At 42.7% G+C, this 14,873-nt stretch carries 10 protein-coding genes; 7 read left to right on the forward strand and 3 right to left on the reverse strand.

The window, feature by feature from the left end; genetic code table 11:
- The first annotated feature begins 938 nt into the window (after positions 1-938).
- The 4 genes from thrS to rnr all read left to right on the forward strand — a co-directional run bounded on the left by thrS (position 939) and on the right by rnr (position 7,394).
- Positions 939-2,873 carry a threonine--tRNA ligase gene (gene thrS, locus JMX83_RS12305; protein ID WP_201602218.1) on the forward strand — a complete coding sequence of 645 codons (1,935 nt, stop codon included), beginning with the start codon at positions 939-941 and terminating at the stop codon, positions 2,871-2,873.
- Positions 2,874-2,896: 23 nt separating this feature from the next.
- Positions 2,897-3,400 (forward strand): translation initiation factor IF-3, encoded by a 504-nt coding sequence (gene infC, locus JMX83_RS12310; RefSeq protein ID WP_057762155.1) that lies wholly within the window; start codon positions 2,897-2,899, stop codon positions 3,398-3,400.
- Positions 3,401-3,735: 335 nt separating this feature from the next.
- Complete coding sequence (locus tag JMX83_RS12315) at positions 3,736-4,980, forward strand: toxic anion resistance protein (protein WP_201602221.1); 1,245 nt, start codon at positions 3,736-3,738, stop codon at positions 4,978-4,980.
- Positions 4,981-5,117: 137 nt separating this feature from the next.
- Positions 5,118-7,394, forward strand: a complete 2,277-nt coding sequence (gene rnr / locus JMX83_RS12320; protein ID WP_201602222.1) for a ribonuclease R — start codon at positions 5,118-5,120, stop codon at positions 7,392-7,394.
- A gap of 93 nt (positions 7,395-7,487) precedes the next feature.
- Here rnr and JMX83_RS12325 read toward each other — a convergent pair whose 3' ends face one another.
- The 3 genes from JMX83_RS12325 to hisA all read right to left on the reverse strand — a co-directional run bounded on the left by JMX83_RS12325 (position 7,488) and on the right by hisA (position 10,310).
- Complete coding sequence (locus JMX83_RS12325; RefSeq protein WP_201602223.1) at positions 7,488-7,787, reverse strand: hypothetical protein; 300 nt, start codon at positions 7,785-7,787, stop codon at positions 7,488-7,490.
- Positions 7,788-7,868: 81 nt separating this feature from the next.
- A complete protein-coding gene (locus JMX83_RS12330) occupies positions 7,869-9,497 on the reverse strand; it encodes a mechanosensitive ion channel family protein (protein ID WP_227675854.1) in 1,629 nt (542 codons plus the stop codon).
- Positions 9,498-9,572: 75 nt separating this feature from the next.
- Complete coding sequence (gene hisA / locus JMX83_RS12335; RefSeq protein WP_201547583.1) at positions 9,573-10,310, reverse strand: 1-(5-phosphoribosyl)-5-[(5-phosphoribosylamino)methylideneamino]imidazole-4-carboxamide isomerase; 738 nt, start codon at positions 10,308-10,310, stop codon at positions 9,573-9,575.
- Between the two features lie 1,085 nt (positions 10,311-11,395).
- On the opposite strand from hisA, the gene JMX83_RS12340 reads away from it, so the two are divergent.
- Genes JMX83_RS12340 through JMX83_RS12350 form a run of 3 tightly spaced genes read left to right on the forward strand, consistent with a single transcriptional unit; the run spans position 11,396 to position 14,872 of the window.
- The gene (locus JMX83_RS12340) at positions 11,396-12,748 is read left to right on the forward strand and encodes a Na(+)-translocating NADH-quinone reductase subunit A (protein WP_201602225.1); all 1,353 of its coding nucleotides are present in this window, start codon (positions 11,396-11,398) and stop codon (positions 12,746-12,748) included.
- 5 nt (positions 12,749-12,753) lie between these two features.
- Positions 12,754-13,989, forward strand: coding sequence for an NADH:ubiquinone reductase (Na(+)-transporting) subunit B (locus JMX83_RS12345; protein WP_201602227.1), 1,236 nt, complete (start codon positions 12,754-12,756; stop codon positions 13,987-13,989).
- Positions 13,970-14,872 carry a Na(+)-translocating NADH-quinone reductase subunit C gene (locus JMX83_RS12350; RefSeq protein WP_201602229.1) on the forward strand — a complete coding sequence of 301 codons (903 nt, stop codon included), beginning with the start codon at positions 13,970-13,972 and terminating at the stop codon, positions 14,870-14,872. The genes JMX83_RS12345 and JMX83_RS12350 overlap by 20 nt, the downstream gene beginning before the upstream one ends.
- Position 14,873 lies beyond the last annotated feature (1 nt).

Genomic DNA, 14,873 nt, shown 5'->3' on the forward strand with positions numbered 1-14,873 from the left:
AAAGATAGTCAACTTTATTTTTTAGCATTCTGAATCAGCAAAAATCCACACAAGTTGTTCTTTAGTTATGCTTTTAAATAGTCTCAATCACTGTCGTCCAGTCATCGATATATAGGGTAAATCTTTCGCTTTTCGCCTTTTCCGTTGCCGGTTAAGCTATCTAGCGAGCCGACTATCTTATCATAATGATTTGAATTGTCAAGACTTTTTATAATTTCGTTTCACCAGGTTAACCGCGTTATTAATGTGTAATCTACACATCTCTCACTGCTAGTCCGTCTGATGAGGGCGTATTATAGAGGGTTTAATTTTTGTGTCAACCTGTTTTGTTCATGTTTTTGGACTTATTTTCCCGTAATTTAGAAAGTTGAATATTTTCAATAGGTTGGAGTTAGCTTCTTTAAAAAGGCAATAAAAGTGTGCTCTGGTTGATAGTTTTATCAGATATGTAGTGCCGTTTATTATCTTCTACCTCTTTTAAGGCACTCCTACTCATACCTCCAATATTGAGATTACTACAAACATCACTATATAAAAGGTTAATCGACAAACTTCATATAGTTTTGCCAACATTCTATTTTGAAATGTCCAAAAATAACTTTCGCAGTTTATCTCTTATTGAGCTTAAGGCTCTATCCCTTGATATCTAGTGTTGGTAGACGGTTTTTGCTATAATCATTCTTTTATTACATTACTTATTTTTGCTGATTATCTAAATTAGATAGATGACAAGGTTCTGTCTATGATATCGGTATTGGTTTGATACTCTTGAATAACCAATAAAACCCACAATATATAGCAGTACAAAGCAGTAGCAAGTAATGTGTCACTCTCACTATATATCACAACGATTAGATATAATTGATGCGGTCTCACGGTTATATGATTGATTGTTGCAATCATCACTGCCAACGGACCCAATAACAGGCGAATAGATTATGGTAGCGATTACTTTACCCGATGGTAGCGTGAAAAACTTCGAAGGTCATACAACAGTCATGGAAGTGGCGCAAAGTATTGGGACAGGGCTCGCTAAAGCGACAGTTGCTGGACGTGTCAATGGTCATCTAGTAGATGCGCACGATCCTATCGTCGCTGATGCCAACGTTGAAATCGTAACGCCAAAAGATGACGATGGTGTTGATATCATTCGTCACTCATGCGCTCACTTATTAGGTCATGCGGTTAAACAGCTATATCCTGATGTGAAGATGGTCATCGGTCCTGTTATTGATGATGGTTTTTACTACGATATCTTTAGTGAAACGCCATTTACGCCTGAGCATATGGACGCGATTGAAAAACGCATGATGGAGCTAATCAAGCAAGATTATGACGTTATTAAAAAAATGACGCCACGTGCCGAAGCGATCGAGATCTTTGAATCACGTAATGAAGACTATAAGTTAAAACTAATTAATGATATGCCAGGTGAAGAAGCCTTTGGTCTGTATCATCATCAAGAATACGTCGACATGTGCCGTGGCCCTCACGTACCAAACACTCGCTTTTTGAAAGTGTTCAAACTGACTAAAATGTCAGGTGCTTATTGGCGCGGCGATGCGAAAAATGAACAATTACAGCGTATCTATGGTACTGCGTGGGCTGATAAGAAACAGTTAAAAGCTTATATCCAACGTATCGAAGAAGCAGAAAAACGTGACCATCGTAAAATTGGTAAAGCGCTGAACCTATTTCATATGCAAGAGCAAGCCCCAGGTATGGTGTTCTGGCATGCTAATGGTTGGACGATTTATCAAGTACTTGAGCAGTATATGCGTAAAGTACAATACGATAACGGCTACGAAGAGATTAAGACACCTCAAATCGTTGATCGCAGTTTGTGGGAGCGCTCAGGACATTGGGGCAACTACGCAACCAATATGTTCACCACCTCTAGTGAGAACCGTGATTATGCAGTAAAACCAATGAACTGCCCTTGCCACGTGCAAGTGTTCAACCAAGGCTTAAAGTCTTACCGTGACTTGCCACTACGTATGGCTGAATTTGGTTCTTGCCATCGTAACGAGCCATCAGGATCATTACATGGTCTGATGCGTGTACGTGGTTTTACGCAAGATGATGCGCATATTTTCTGTACGCAGTCGCAGATTCAACAAGAAGTTGCTGACTTTATTAAGCTAACACTTGCTGTCTATGAAGATTTTGGTTTTGATAACATTATTATGAAGCTCTCTACTCGCCCTGAAAAACGCGTTGGTAGTGATGAGTCTTGGGATTTTGCAGAAAAAGCGTTGGCAGATGCGCTTGATAGTTCAGGGCTAAACTGGGATTACTTACCTGGCGAAGGCGCATTCTACGGTCCAAAGATTGAGTTCAGCCTAAAAGACTCGTTAGGTCGTATTTGGCAGTGCGGTACCATTCAGGTTGATCCAAACATGCCTGAGCGCCTCGACGCTGAGTTCGTCAATGAGCAAAACGATCGCGAAGTGCCTATTATGTTGCACCGTGCAATCTTAGGTTCATTTGAGCGCTTCATTGGTATTTTGATCGAAAACTATGCTGGTTGGATGCCAGTATGGCTAGCACCGCAGCAAGTTGTGGTCATGAATATCACTGATAAACAAGCTGATGCCTGCGAAAACGTGGTTAGCGAGCTCAAAAATGCAGGTTTACGCGCTATTAGCGACTTGCGTAACGAAAAGATTGGATTTAAGATACGAGAGAAAACATTAGAACGTATTCCCTATATGCTAGTATTAGGGGATAAAGAAGTGGAATCGGGCAGTGTCAACGTCCGAACTCGCGAAGGTGAGAACCTTGGCGTGATGAGTGTTTCTGAATTTATTACATTAGTACAGACCGCTGTCAGTAAAAAAGGCCGACAGACCCCAAAAACAGATGAGGAGTAATACCTATTAAACAGTCCAACCGTTTGAACATCAACGAAGATATCAACGTCAAAGAAGTCCGTCTCGTCAAAGAAGATGGCGAGCAAATGGGTGTGGTTGATATCGCAACCGCGATGAAAGCGGCACGTGATGAAAACCTAGATTTGGTTGAATTAGTTCCTGAAGCTAAGCCGCCAGTATGTAAGATCATGGATTATAAACATTTCCTCTATGATCAAAAGCAAAAGGCTAAAGAAGCTAAGAAAAACCAAAAGCAGACTCAGCTCAAAGAGATGAAGCTACGTCCTAGTACCGAAGAAGCCGATTATCAGGTTAAACTGAGAAAAATCGTGAGCTTCTTAGAAGATCAAGACAAAGTTAAAATTAGCATCCGTTTCCGCGGGCGTGAAATGGCGCACCAAGACATTGGTCGCAAACAACTTGATCGTATCATTGAAGATACTGCTGATATCTCAAACGTCGAACAATATCCTAAGATGGAAGGTCGTCAAATGGGTATGTTGCTCGGACCTACAAAGAAAAAGTAATCTGTTCATTGGGTTACTTTGAGTAGTGGCTGTTAGTCCATATAGCTATTTATAACTCTAACCATCAATATGCTACGGGATATTGATGGTTTTTTATTATTTGGACTGCCTACTGTCTCTCTTAAATGTATTTAGCCAGATATAATTGGCTGACGCTATTTTACAAAATCTACCTTCTCAACTATTTGATTACGCGGTAGTCTAAAGGTCTGTTTTGTATTTGCTTCTTCGCGCTTTTAAAAAATTCTAGTCAGTGTGTATAACAATAATCTATATCACGACCAATAGAGTCGTTTATAAAAACACTGCTTTTATCCGACATCAAAGGAAATTTCATGCAAGAATTGACGCCACCAGAAAACGCCACAACTCCTAGTATCTCTCTCACAGCGCCTGAACCTGTCAAAGAAATACAAAAAAGTGAAGCCGATCAAATGGTCAAGTTGGATGAAAGCCAAATTCCAGAACTTGATGCCAAAGTTGATGCGTTTGTCGATCATGTGATTACTAACTCGGTGCACAGCCCAGAGTTTCAGCAAAACGTTCAATCTATTCATAATTTAGGTACGAAAGAAATTCGTGAGTCAGCGCAAGTCTCTAATCGGATGTTGGAGCTACCGGCCAAAAGCCTCAATGACAGTTTGTTTGATAACTCCCCTATCGCTAAGTCTTTAACTGAGCTGCGTGGTATTGTCGAAGATCTAGATCCTAGTAAAAAAGAGCTAACTAGCTCACGTAAGCTGTTCGGTCTGATCCCATTTGGTAATAAGGTACAAGATTATTTCCGTCAATACGAGTCAGCACAATCGCATATTAATGCCGTTGTCACCAGTCTCTACAATGGTAAAGATGAATTGCTCAAAGACAATGCGATGATCGAGCAAGAGAAAGTCAATATGTGGGAGTTGATGCAGTCTATTCGCCAATATATCTATGTTGGTAAGAAGATTGATGAGCAGCTAGAGCAAAAAGTTTATGCGATAGAGGCAACAGATCCTGAGAAAGCACGCATTATTAAAGAAGAGATGTTGTTTTACGTCCGACAGAAAAATACCGATTTCTTGACTCAGTTAGCCGTCAACGTACAAGGTTATCTAGCGCTCGATACTATTCGCCGTAATAACTTAGAGCTGATAAAAGGGGTTGATCGAGCAACGACGACGACTGTTTCAGCACTACGTACAGCGGTGGTAGTTGCTCAAGCCATGACCAATCAAAAATTGGTACTTGATCAGATTACGGCATTGAATAAAACGACCAGTAGTTTGATTGAATCAACTTCAGCGATGCTCAAACGTCAGTCAGGTGAGATTCATGAGCAGGCGACCAGTAGTAGCATTGAGCTTGATAAACTGCAAAATGCCTTCAATAATGTCTATGACACCATGGATATGATCAGTAATTATAAAATTGAAGCGCTAGAGAATATGAAACAAACGGTCAATACTCTGACCACTGAAGTAGATAAAGCACAAAAATACTTGGATAAATCAAATCAAACCACAGTGCTAGAAGTGTCGAAAGAGCTTGATAGCAAAAAGATCACCAATCAATCAAACAGTATTGATATCGACATTTGATTTGTCCACATAGCAGTCATTAAAACTGACTGCTTCCTGCTACCGAGGACACATAAGACAATTGACGCAAGATATTGCGCCGTCGTTCGTGTTAAGATAGTCACTATTAATAATTTTAAAAATAGATACGGTAATTTATGAGTTGGAATGATCCAAACGCCTCAAGTGAGGCAAAAAAATATGACAACCCGATTCCTAGTCGTGAGCTGATACTTAGCACGATTAATGAGCATGGGGAAGTCACGCATCAACAATTGGCAAAAGCCTTTAATATTGATGATCCTGACCAATTTGACGCTTTAGGCAATCGCTTGAAGGCAATGGCACGTGATGGACAAGTGAACCGCGAAGGCCGTCCTTATCGCTATCGCACGGTCACTAAGCAGGATATCGTTACAGGGACGGTATCTGCACATCCAAAAGGTTTTGGTTTTGTGGTGCTAAGTGATATGCCAGATTTGTTTTTGCATGAAAAGCAAATGCGCTGGGTATTCAATGGCGATACAGTAGCAGCTGTCGGCACCTCGACAGACAATCGCGGTCGTACCGAAGGCCGTATTGTGGATGTAGTCGAGCGCCGCCAAAACAATTTCATCGGTACGCTTACACGTGATGAAGACGGCTATTGTGTTGAGCTTGGCAGTCCAAACAATCATCAACCGATTACCGTCACTGATGACAACGTACAGGCATTGAGTGCTAAACAAGGCGCGCCCGTTAAAGTAGATATCATTGACTGGCCAAACCAGCATGAATTTGGTACAGGTAAAATCACTGAAGTGTTGTCTGATGATAACGACCGTGAATTGATTATTGAGACGACCCTTCTTAACTATGATATTCCGTCAGATTTCAGTGAAGCGGCACTCAAGCAAGCAGCTGATTATCAAGAGCCGACTGAAAATGACATAAAAGGTCGCACAGATTTGCGTCATCTGCCACTTGTCACTATCGATGGTGAAGATGCACGTGATTTTGATGATGCCGTATTTGCTGAGAAGCGCTCAGGTGGTAACTACCGTGTCGTGGTTGCGATTGCGGATGTCAGCTATTATGTGACACCAAACTCACCACTGGACCAAGATGCCTATGAGCGCGGTACGTCCGTATACTTCCCGCATCGCGTGATTCCGATGTTGCCTGAAGTACTCTCTAACGGTCTATGCTCATTGAATCCTAACCTAGATCGCTTATGTATGGTTGCTGATATCAAGATATCGCGCGCAGGCAAGGTCACAGGATATGAGTTTTATCCGTCAGTGATGCACTCGCAAGCACGCTTAACTTACAACCAAGTGAACGACTATCTTGCCAATCCAAATGATAAGAGACTTCCTAAATCATTAACGGGTAACAAAGACGTCAAAAAATCCATCGATACGTTGTACCAGCTTTATGAGCTACTGCTTAAGAAGCGTGAAGAACGTCATGCAATGGAATTTGAAACGGTTGAAACGTACATCAAGTTCAACGAAAAAGGTGGCATTGACGCTATTTTACCGCGTACTCGTGGTGACTCTCAGAAGCTGATTGAAGAGTGTATGCTCCTTGCTAATACCTGCGCGGCAAACTTTGCGCTCAAGCACGAGCTACCAGTCTTATATCGTAACCATGATAAGCCTGATAATGAGAAGTCGATGCGTATTCACGAATATGCAAAAAACTTCGGTTTACCTTTCCCAGAAGAGAATCCAACACAAGCGGATTATCAGCGCATTATCGAAGCGACCAAAGATAGACCAGATGCGATCAGCATCCATAGCATGCTACTGCGTTCAATGATGCAAGCGAACTATGCGCCTGACAATATTGGTCACTTTGGCTTGGCTTATGATGAATACAGCCACTTTACCTCGCCGATTCGCCGTTACCCAGATTTGATGTTGCATCGTGGTATTAAAGCTCAAGTAACCAACAGCAAACAGCCTGTCATGGATTTCTCTCTTGACGGTGCTGGTACACAGACGTCAGATACAGAGCGCCGTGCAGAAAAAGCATCACGCTATGTAGAATCTTGGCTCAAGTGCCACTACATGACCGATCATGTTGGCGAAGAGTTCGAAGGTGTTGTGACCTCAGTCACTAACTTTGGTCTATTTGTCACCTTGACTGACTTATACATTGACGGTCTGGTACATATCTCGAATGTTGGCGATGATTTCTTTGTTTATGATGAGCAGCAACAGCAACTCATCGGTAAAGACAAAGGCACGCTCTTTGGACTAGGTGATTTGGTCAAGGTACAGGTTGCTGGCGTCAACATGGACTTGCTGCAAATTGACTTTGATTTAAAAGAAAAACTGCAGTCTAGTGCCATGAATCAGACAAAAAAGCAGCCTGCTAAAAAAGAGCAGCCTAAGAAAAGCCCTGCGAAGAGAAGTAATAACCGTAGAGGATCTAGCAAAAAAAGCTAATCTGAAACCGTAGTAACATAAATAAAAAGGGCTAACGATAACGTTGGCCCTTTTTTATGCTTTGTTATTTATAATTTTAGGTTAAATATTTTCTTACTGTGCATCACTCATTTGATCCAAACGATCTTGTTCAGATTGCTGTGCCTGGTCAATTTTATTAGTTGCATCATCTAAAATGGCTTTTGGCTGTTCGCCAAGTGGTTTGCTGGCAATATTTGCAGGGCTATTCTTAGAGCTATCTGCATCAGATACAGCTGCTGTAGGCTGTTCAGAGGCTACACTGCTAATAGCAACCTCTCTATTTTTCTCATGACTATTGCCATTAATGATATTAAAACCAAGCAATGCCACGATACCGATTACGGCGAATATGATTAGATGCTTCATTTCCATAAAAAATCTCGACTTTGATTAATTACCAAATACGAGTTTCATTGCACTTTTTGTGCCGACTTTTAAGCCTGCTATCTCTTACTATTCTTGTGGACTATTATTATTGAGTAAATCCGTTTCATCTGAGCTTTGAGCAATCTCTTGCTCGACCTTTTCCATCAGCTTGTCATCAGGGCGGGCATCGAGGACCTCATCAGCATTACGGCCTTGCAAAATAACTTTGGCTCGCGCCTTCGCTTGCTTTTTATCTTTATCATCAATAGGATTCTCATTATCTTGATGGGTCAAAGTAGGCTCAGGTGTGGTTGAGGTTATCGTCACATCAGCTTTGTCGCTACCAGCACTGCTCTGCATATACTCAAAAGCTTTCTCTAATTTGTCATTAAACCGCAAACGATAAATGGGTTCAGGCAAGCTAAAGCCTTCGTTTTCTAATGCATGTTTGGTCTCGCGAATGGCAATACTACGCGCTTTGGCAAAATCTGTCTCTGATTGATCCACCCAAACCTGAAACTCTAAAACAATATTAGAGTCACCGACATTGATAATGACGGCAATCGCTTTAGGCTCATCCAATACAAATGCTAACGTATCTATTGCATCCAGTCCTACTTTGATGGCTGCCAATGGATCATCATTAGCATCAACGCCTAATTCAAAAGTAAAGCGGCGCTCGGGATTTTTGGTATAGTTTAGAATGGTACCTTTAAAGACTTCAGCATTGGGAATACGTAACTGATTGCCATCTAATGTCATCAGTATCGTCGCACGTGAGGTCAGACGAACGACAATGCCCTCTTGCCCATTGATGACCACTTGATCACGTGCACGAAATGGCTGACGGATACTAAGCATCAGGGAGGCAATATAGTTTTCGATAGTGTCTTTGACTGCAAAACCAACGGCAATACCGATGACACCTGCCCCACCAAGCAGAGTACCTAAAATTGTCTCCGCCCCGATGAGACTCAGCCCTAAGATAAGACCAAAAATAATAAAAATGACTTTTACGGTCTGCGACAACAACTCGGCGACAAAAGGATTGGGCGTTAGGCGCTGCCACATTCTCTTGCGGTTAGATAACCAACTGCCAAACCATGTCACCAATGCAAAGATAACGATGCCGACTAGCAGTAAAGGCAAAGCTTTCACAAGGTTTTCTAATTGCGCTTTTAGACCTTGATAAACCGTCGAGACATTCTCTTGAACGTCCAACGTTCGATTAATATTGTCATCGACCGTGACAACATCTGTCAAACGATTGGTCAGATTGATGGCTTGCTGCGCTTTTTTTTCGTTGGCGGTCTCCCCTGTTAGGGTGACAACACCTTGGCTAACACTGACATTGACGGCCTGTAACCCTTCAATTTCAGAAAAAATACCATTGATACGCTGACGGATTTCATTGTCTTTTTGCGGTGTAGGTGTGGTTTCAATTTGACCGTTATTGGTGCTCTCGCCACTGATTACTGGTGGCGGGGCGGGTGTCGGTAATGAGGTGGCAGGTTCTGATGCTTCCTCGTCTGGCGCAGGATCACTATCAGGTGTTGCCTCTTCTGTACTCTCCACGCCGAGCGCGGTTGCAATGCCAGAGAGCTCTTCACCAGCAGCATAGGCGGGCCACGTAAATACGATGCTTAACATCAACAGCATTTGACCCCACGCTGTTATAAAACGGCGTATCATTGGACGGTCAAAATAAGTGGCCATAAGCATCCTTTGCTTGTTTACAGATTTTATATCGTTCAAATTTTCACTGGTGATTAGCTATCTGATTTTCTTTATTTAGCTATCTAAGTAACGTTGTGCTTCGCTCAGGTTTAACGTACCTTCATAAATAGCACGACCAGTGATGATACCTTCGATACAATCACCATAAGGCTTTAACAGCTCGATATCTTTCATGTCAGTCACGCCGCCTGATGCAATCACGGGTAATCCGCCTTCGCGAGCCAAATTGACGGTTTGTTCAACATTGACGCCTTGCATCATGCCATCACGGGCAATATCAGTATACACAATAGAAGAAACACCCACATCAGCGAAGCGCTTGGCAAGCTCGGTTGCCTTGGTATCGGTAACATTGGCCCAACCATGAGTGGCTACCATACCGTCTTTGGCATCGATACCAACGATAATATGTCCTGCAAATTCACGGCAAGCTTCTGCAACAAAATCCGGATCTTCAACAGCTTTTGTACCAATAATAATGTAGGTCAGACCAGCAGTAATGTATTGCTCAATAGTATTCATATTACGCACGCCGCCACCTAATTGAATAGGCAGGTTCGGATATGCTTTGGTAATATCATTGACCACTTGTCTATGTACTGGCACGCCATCAAAAGCACCATTCAGATCGACCAAATGTAGACGACGTGCGCCCTCATCTACCCAACGTGCAGCCATAGCGACTGGGTCATCAGAAAACACCGTATCATCTTCCATACGGCCTTGTTTTAAACGTACACATTTACCATCTTTTAAATCAATGGCCGGGATAATGACAGGCACAGCACACATATAGCATTCCTTATAAAGCACAATTTTGGCAATAAATTTAGTAAATTACATTGTTGAGAATGAAACGATATTAGAGAATCAAACAACGATAGAAAACACCACTCAGACGCGGCATAAATTATAGACAGATTCAAAAAACCAAATAAAATGGGTCAGAAATCTGCTCAAATAGAGATAGGATACAATCGAAACCAAACAATCATAACCATAAGTTGTAGTACGTAGAATCACCACCAACATTCGTTAAATTCTATTACTGACTGGCAATTTTAGGTCAATTTAGCGTATAATCCTAGGTAAATTTTTATTTGTTTCTATGTGATAGTAACCAGGTGTTACGCTTTTTGTTGAGTCGTTATTGCTTAGTAGCATATCGAGGCGATTCAGATACAACGAGCAATGGCTAAATATATCTGTATGATATTGACTGATATTTTGCCAAAAAGGGTTATAATAGAAATCTAATCTGGTAGCTTGTATACCACCGATTCTGCAGTCTTAAGCCCTATTGGTTGCCTTTTAAATCCCTATCACGAGCTAACAATATTAGAACAGTTATGACTAGAGTTATAGCAGCTCACAATAATGACGTGATGCTTGCTTATCTAGGTTGCCTTTTAGCCAGTTTGTCATCTACTTCAATAGATCGTTATTTGGTCACACTTCTAAAAAATCGCGTATTTTTAAACGATACTGATTGGATAAAAGTGGCCCATCATACTGGTGTTACAAGTTTTTAATTTCAATGAAACGTGTGATAAGGCTGTTATTTTCAAAGTAATCTCTTTTGGCAGTGTGCTTTTGGCGATTGATTTTGATTCGATAGTTTTAGCATACACCTTGGTAGCCAGTCGCCACTTTGGTAATTCGAATAAGACATTAACGTGTTGTTAAGGAGTCTAAGGTCAGCGTTAATACTCTTAATAGTAGTTATGATTATGTATTGCCCTCACAGAGCTTTCATCGCTATTTCAATATAGAAGTAGATGATTGAAGGCTTTATTGAGTGATATAAATGTTCATACTACCGATGTACCAAACAGGACGTCTGGTATCGTTTTAGACTATGGACTAAGTTTTCGCTTATGATTACCATCAAAAAAGGTTTGGATTTGCCCATCACCGGTGAACCCTCCCACGAGATATCTGAGCACCAACCGACACATGTAGCACTTGTTGGCTATGACTACGTGGGCATGAAGCCTACGATGAATGTCAAAGAAGGTGACATCGTAGCAAAAGGTCAGCCCGTTTTTGAAGACAAAAAACGTGTTGGCGTCATCTACACTGCACCTGCTGCTGGTAAGGTCGTCGCGATTAAACGCGGTGAGCGCCGAGTGTTTGAAAGTCTTGTGATCGCGGTCGATCCAAAAGGTGAAGAAATAGACTTTGAGCGCTATGACTCACAGCAGCTTGCTGACCTAGACTCTGAAGTCGTTGAAACCCAACTGATTGCCTCTGGCGAATGGACTGCGTTTCGTACGCGCCCCTACAGCCGTGCACCAGAAATTGGTGCTCGTCCACACGCTATCTTTGTCACAGCAATGGATACCAATCCATTAGCCCTTGACCCAATGCTGGTGATCAATGAGCAGCTACAAGCGTTCAATGATGGACTTGCTGTATTATCTACGCTTAGTCCAAAGACTTTTGTCTGCCATCATGGCGATGCCCAGCTGACGCCAGTTGCAAAAACTGCGGCTAATAATGTCACTGAGTATCACGCCTTTGCTGGTAAACATCCAGCAGGTCTTGCTGGTACGCACATTCACTTTTTGCATCCAATCATGCGCGGTGTGTCCGTATGGACGATTGGATACCAAGACGTGATTGCGATTGGTAAACTGTTCACGACTGGACATCTATATACACGCCGTATGCTGAGTTTAGCTGGTCCTGCGGTTACCAAGCCACATCTGGTTGCGACCGAGCGCGGCGCTGATATTACGGCATTGACTAAAGGTCAATTGGCGGCAGGCGATAATCGTATTATCTCAGGTTCAGTCTTGTCTGGTCGTAAAGTGTTTGACAATATCGCTTATCTTGGTCGTTTTCATAATCAGATCAGTGTACTAGCTGAAGGCCATGAGCGTCCAGCGTTCCACTTCTTTAGCCCAGGTAAAAACCGCTTCTCAAAACTGCCTATCTATATTTCGCAGTTCTTTGGTGGCAAAAAATACAATTTCACCACGACAAGTAACGGCTCACCTCGCGCCATGGTACCAATCGGTGTCTATGAAGAAGTCATGCCTCAAGATTATCTACCGACCCAACTGTTACGTGCTTTGATTGTCGAAGACATCTTAAGCGCCACTGATTTGGGTGTACTTGAGTTGGACGAAGAAGACTTGGCACTATGCACCTTTGTATCTCCTGGCAAATATGAGTTCGGTGATATTTTGCGTGATAACTTAACGCGCATTGAGCTGGAGGGCTAACCACGATGAAATTTTTACACAATATGTTCGATCGTATGGAGCCATCTTTCACTAAAGGCGGCAAACACGAAAAGTACTACGCTATTTTTGAGATGTTTGATACGTTCTTACGTCAACCAGACTCAACCACCTATGCGTCATCGCATGTGCGTGATGGTATTGATCTAAAACGTATTATGATTACGGTATGGCTATGTACGTTCCCAGCAATGTTTTGGGGTATGTACAATATCGGTCATCAAGCACTAACTGCTATCGCTCAGCTTGGCTTGCAGCCTGACGGCTGGCGTACAGTTATCACTAGCATGGCAGGCTATAACCCAGACAGTATCTGGGCTAGCTTTGTCTACGGAGCCATGCAGTTTTTGCCGATTTATATCGTGACGTTTGCGGTTGGTATTCTCTGTGAGATTATCTTTGCCGTTGTTCGCGGGCACGAAGTCAACGAAGGTTTCTTTGTGACGTCAGTTCTATTTGCATTATGTCTACCACCTGATATTCCATTATGGCAAGTTGCCCTAGGTATTATCTTTGGTGTGGTTGTCGCAAAAGAAGTGTTCGGTGGTACTGGTAAAAACTTCTTGAACCCTGCCCTATCGGGTCGTGCATTCCTGTATTTTGCTTATCCAGCGTATATGTCTGGTGACTCAGTATGGACGGCAGTAGATGGATTCTCAGGCGCGACGCCGCTTGGCCTTGCAGCCCTTGGTGTGGTTCCTCAGGACTTTGTCGATGTCTATGGTAATGCGATCACGTGGAGTGATGCATTCTTAGGTAATATGCAAGGTAGTATCGGTGAAGTATCAACGTTAGCTATCCTAATGGGTGCTGCGGTGTTGCTTTGGACGCGTATTGCTTCTTGGCGCATCATGGCAGGTTGTGTGGTTGGTCTGATCGCTACGTCTCTTGTGTTCAATATGGTTGGCTCTGACGACAATATGATGATGAGCTTGCCGTTCTACTGGCACTTAGTGATCGGTGGTTTCGCTTTCGGTGCTGTGTTTATGGCAACCGATCCAGTTTCAGCTGCGCATACTAATAAAGGCCGCTGGGCTTACGGTATTTTGATTGGTTTTATGACCGTATTGATTCGTGTCATTAACCCTGCTTTCCCAGAAGGCATCATGCTGGCCATTTTGTTTGCCAACTTATTTGCTCCACTGTTTGATTATTTTGTGACCCAAGCAAACATCAAACGCCAAACCGCTCGGAGGGTTCGTTATGTCCAAGCCCAAAAGTAATAACGCAAAAACCATTAGTGTGGCTTTGATGCTGTGCTTGGTGTGTTCCGTATTGGTCTCGGCAGCTGCCGTTGGCCTAAAGCCAGCACAAGTCGAAAATGCGCGCTTAGATCGTAACAAAAACATTTTGGTTGCGGCTGACATGTACGATGCAGAGTCTGATACAGCAGATGATGTTGCCGAACGTTTTAAAGACTTCGATGTCAAAATCATTGATCTAAACAAGGGCAACTACCTTGATGACGATGAGTTAAAAACGGCTGGTATTCCTGATCGTAATGCTTATGACGCCAGTCAAGCGACAAAAAACCAAGCCTTAAGTGAAGACTTGGGTGACAATGATCCTGCTGGTATTGGCCGCAAGCCAAAATATGCTAAAGTCTATGTCAAAGAAGATGACGCGGGTAAGCCTGAGCTAATCGTTTTGCCAATTCAAGGCTACGGACTCTGGGGTACGATCTATGGTTTCTTAACCCTTGAAAGTGACATGAATACCATCAAAGGTATCAGCTTTTATGAGCATAAAGAAACCCCAGGTCTTGGCGCTCGTATCGAAGAGCCAGAATGGCGCGCAAAGTGGAACGGCATCCACTCTTATGATGACAGTGGCGAAGTTGCCACGGGTGTAACCAAAGCCGGCAATTCAAAAGAAAACTGGGTTGATGGCATCAGTGGTGCAACTCTGACTAGCCGCGGCGTCAGTAATATGATTCAGTTTTGGTTAGGCGAGCAAGGCTATAAGCCTTATCTAGATATGCTACGTGAACAGAGCGGCCAGACACTTGATAATGCAGACACACAAGCAAATCAATCAAAGCTGGCAGCTCAACCTGAAACCGAATTGGCAGCCAAGCTACCAGTAGCAAACGGCAAGGAGGCATAAC

This window comes from Psychrobacter piscatorii, assembly GCF_904846415.1.
GTDB lineage: Bacteria > Pseudomonadota > Gammaproteobacteria > Pseudomonadales > Moraxellaceae > Psychrobacter > Psychrobacter piscatorii.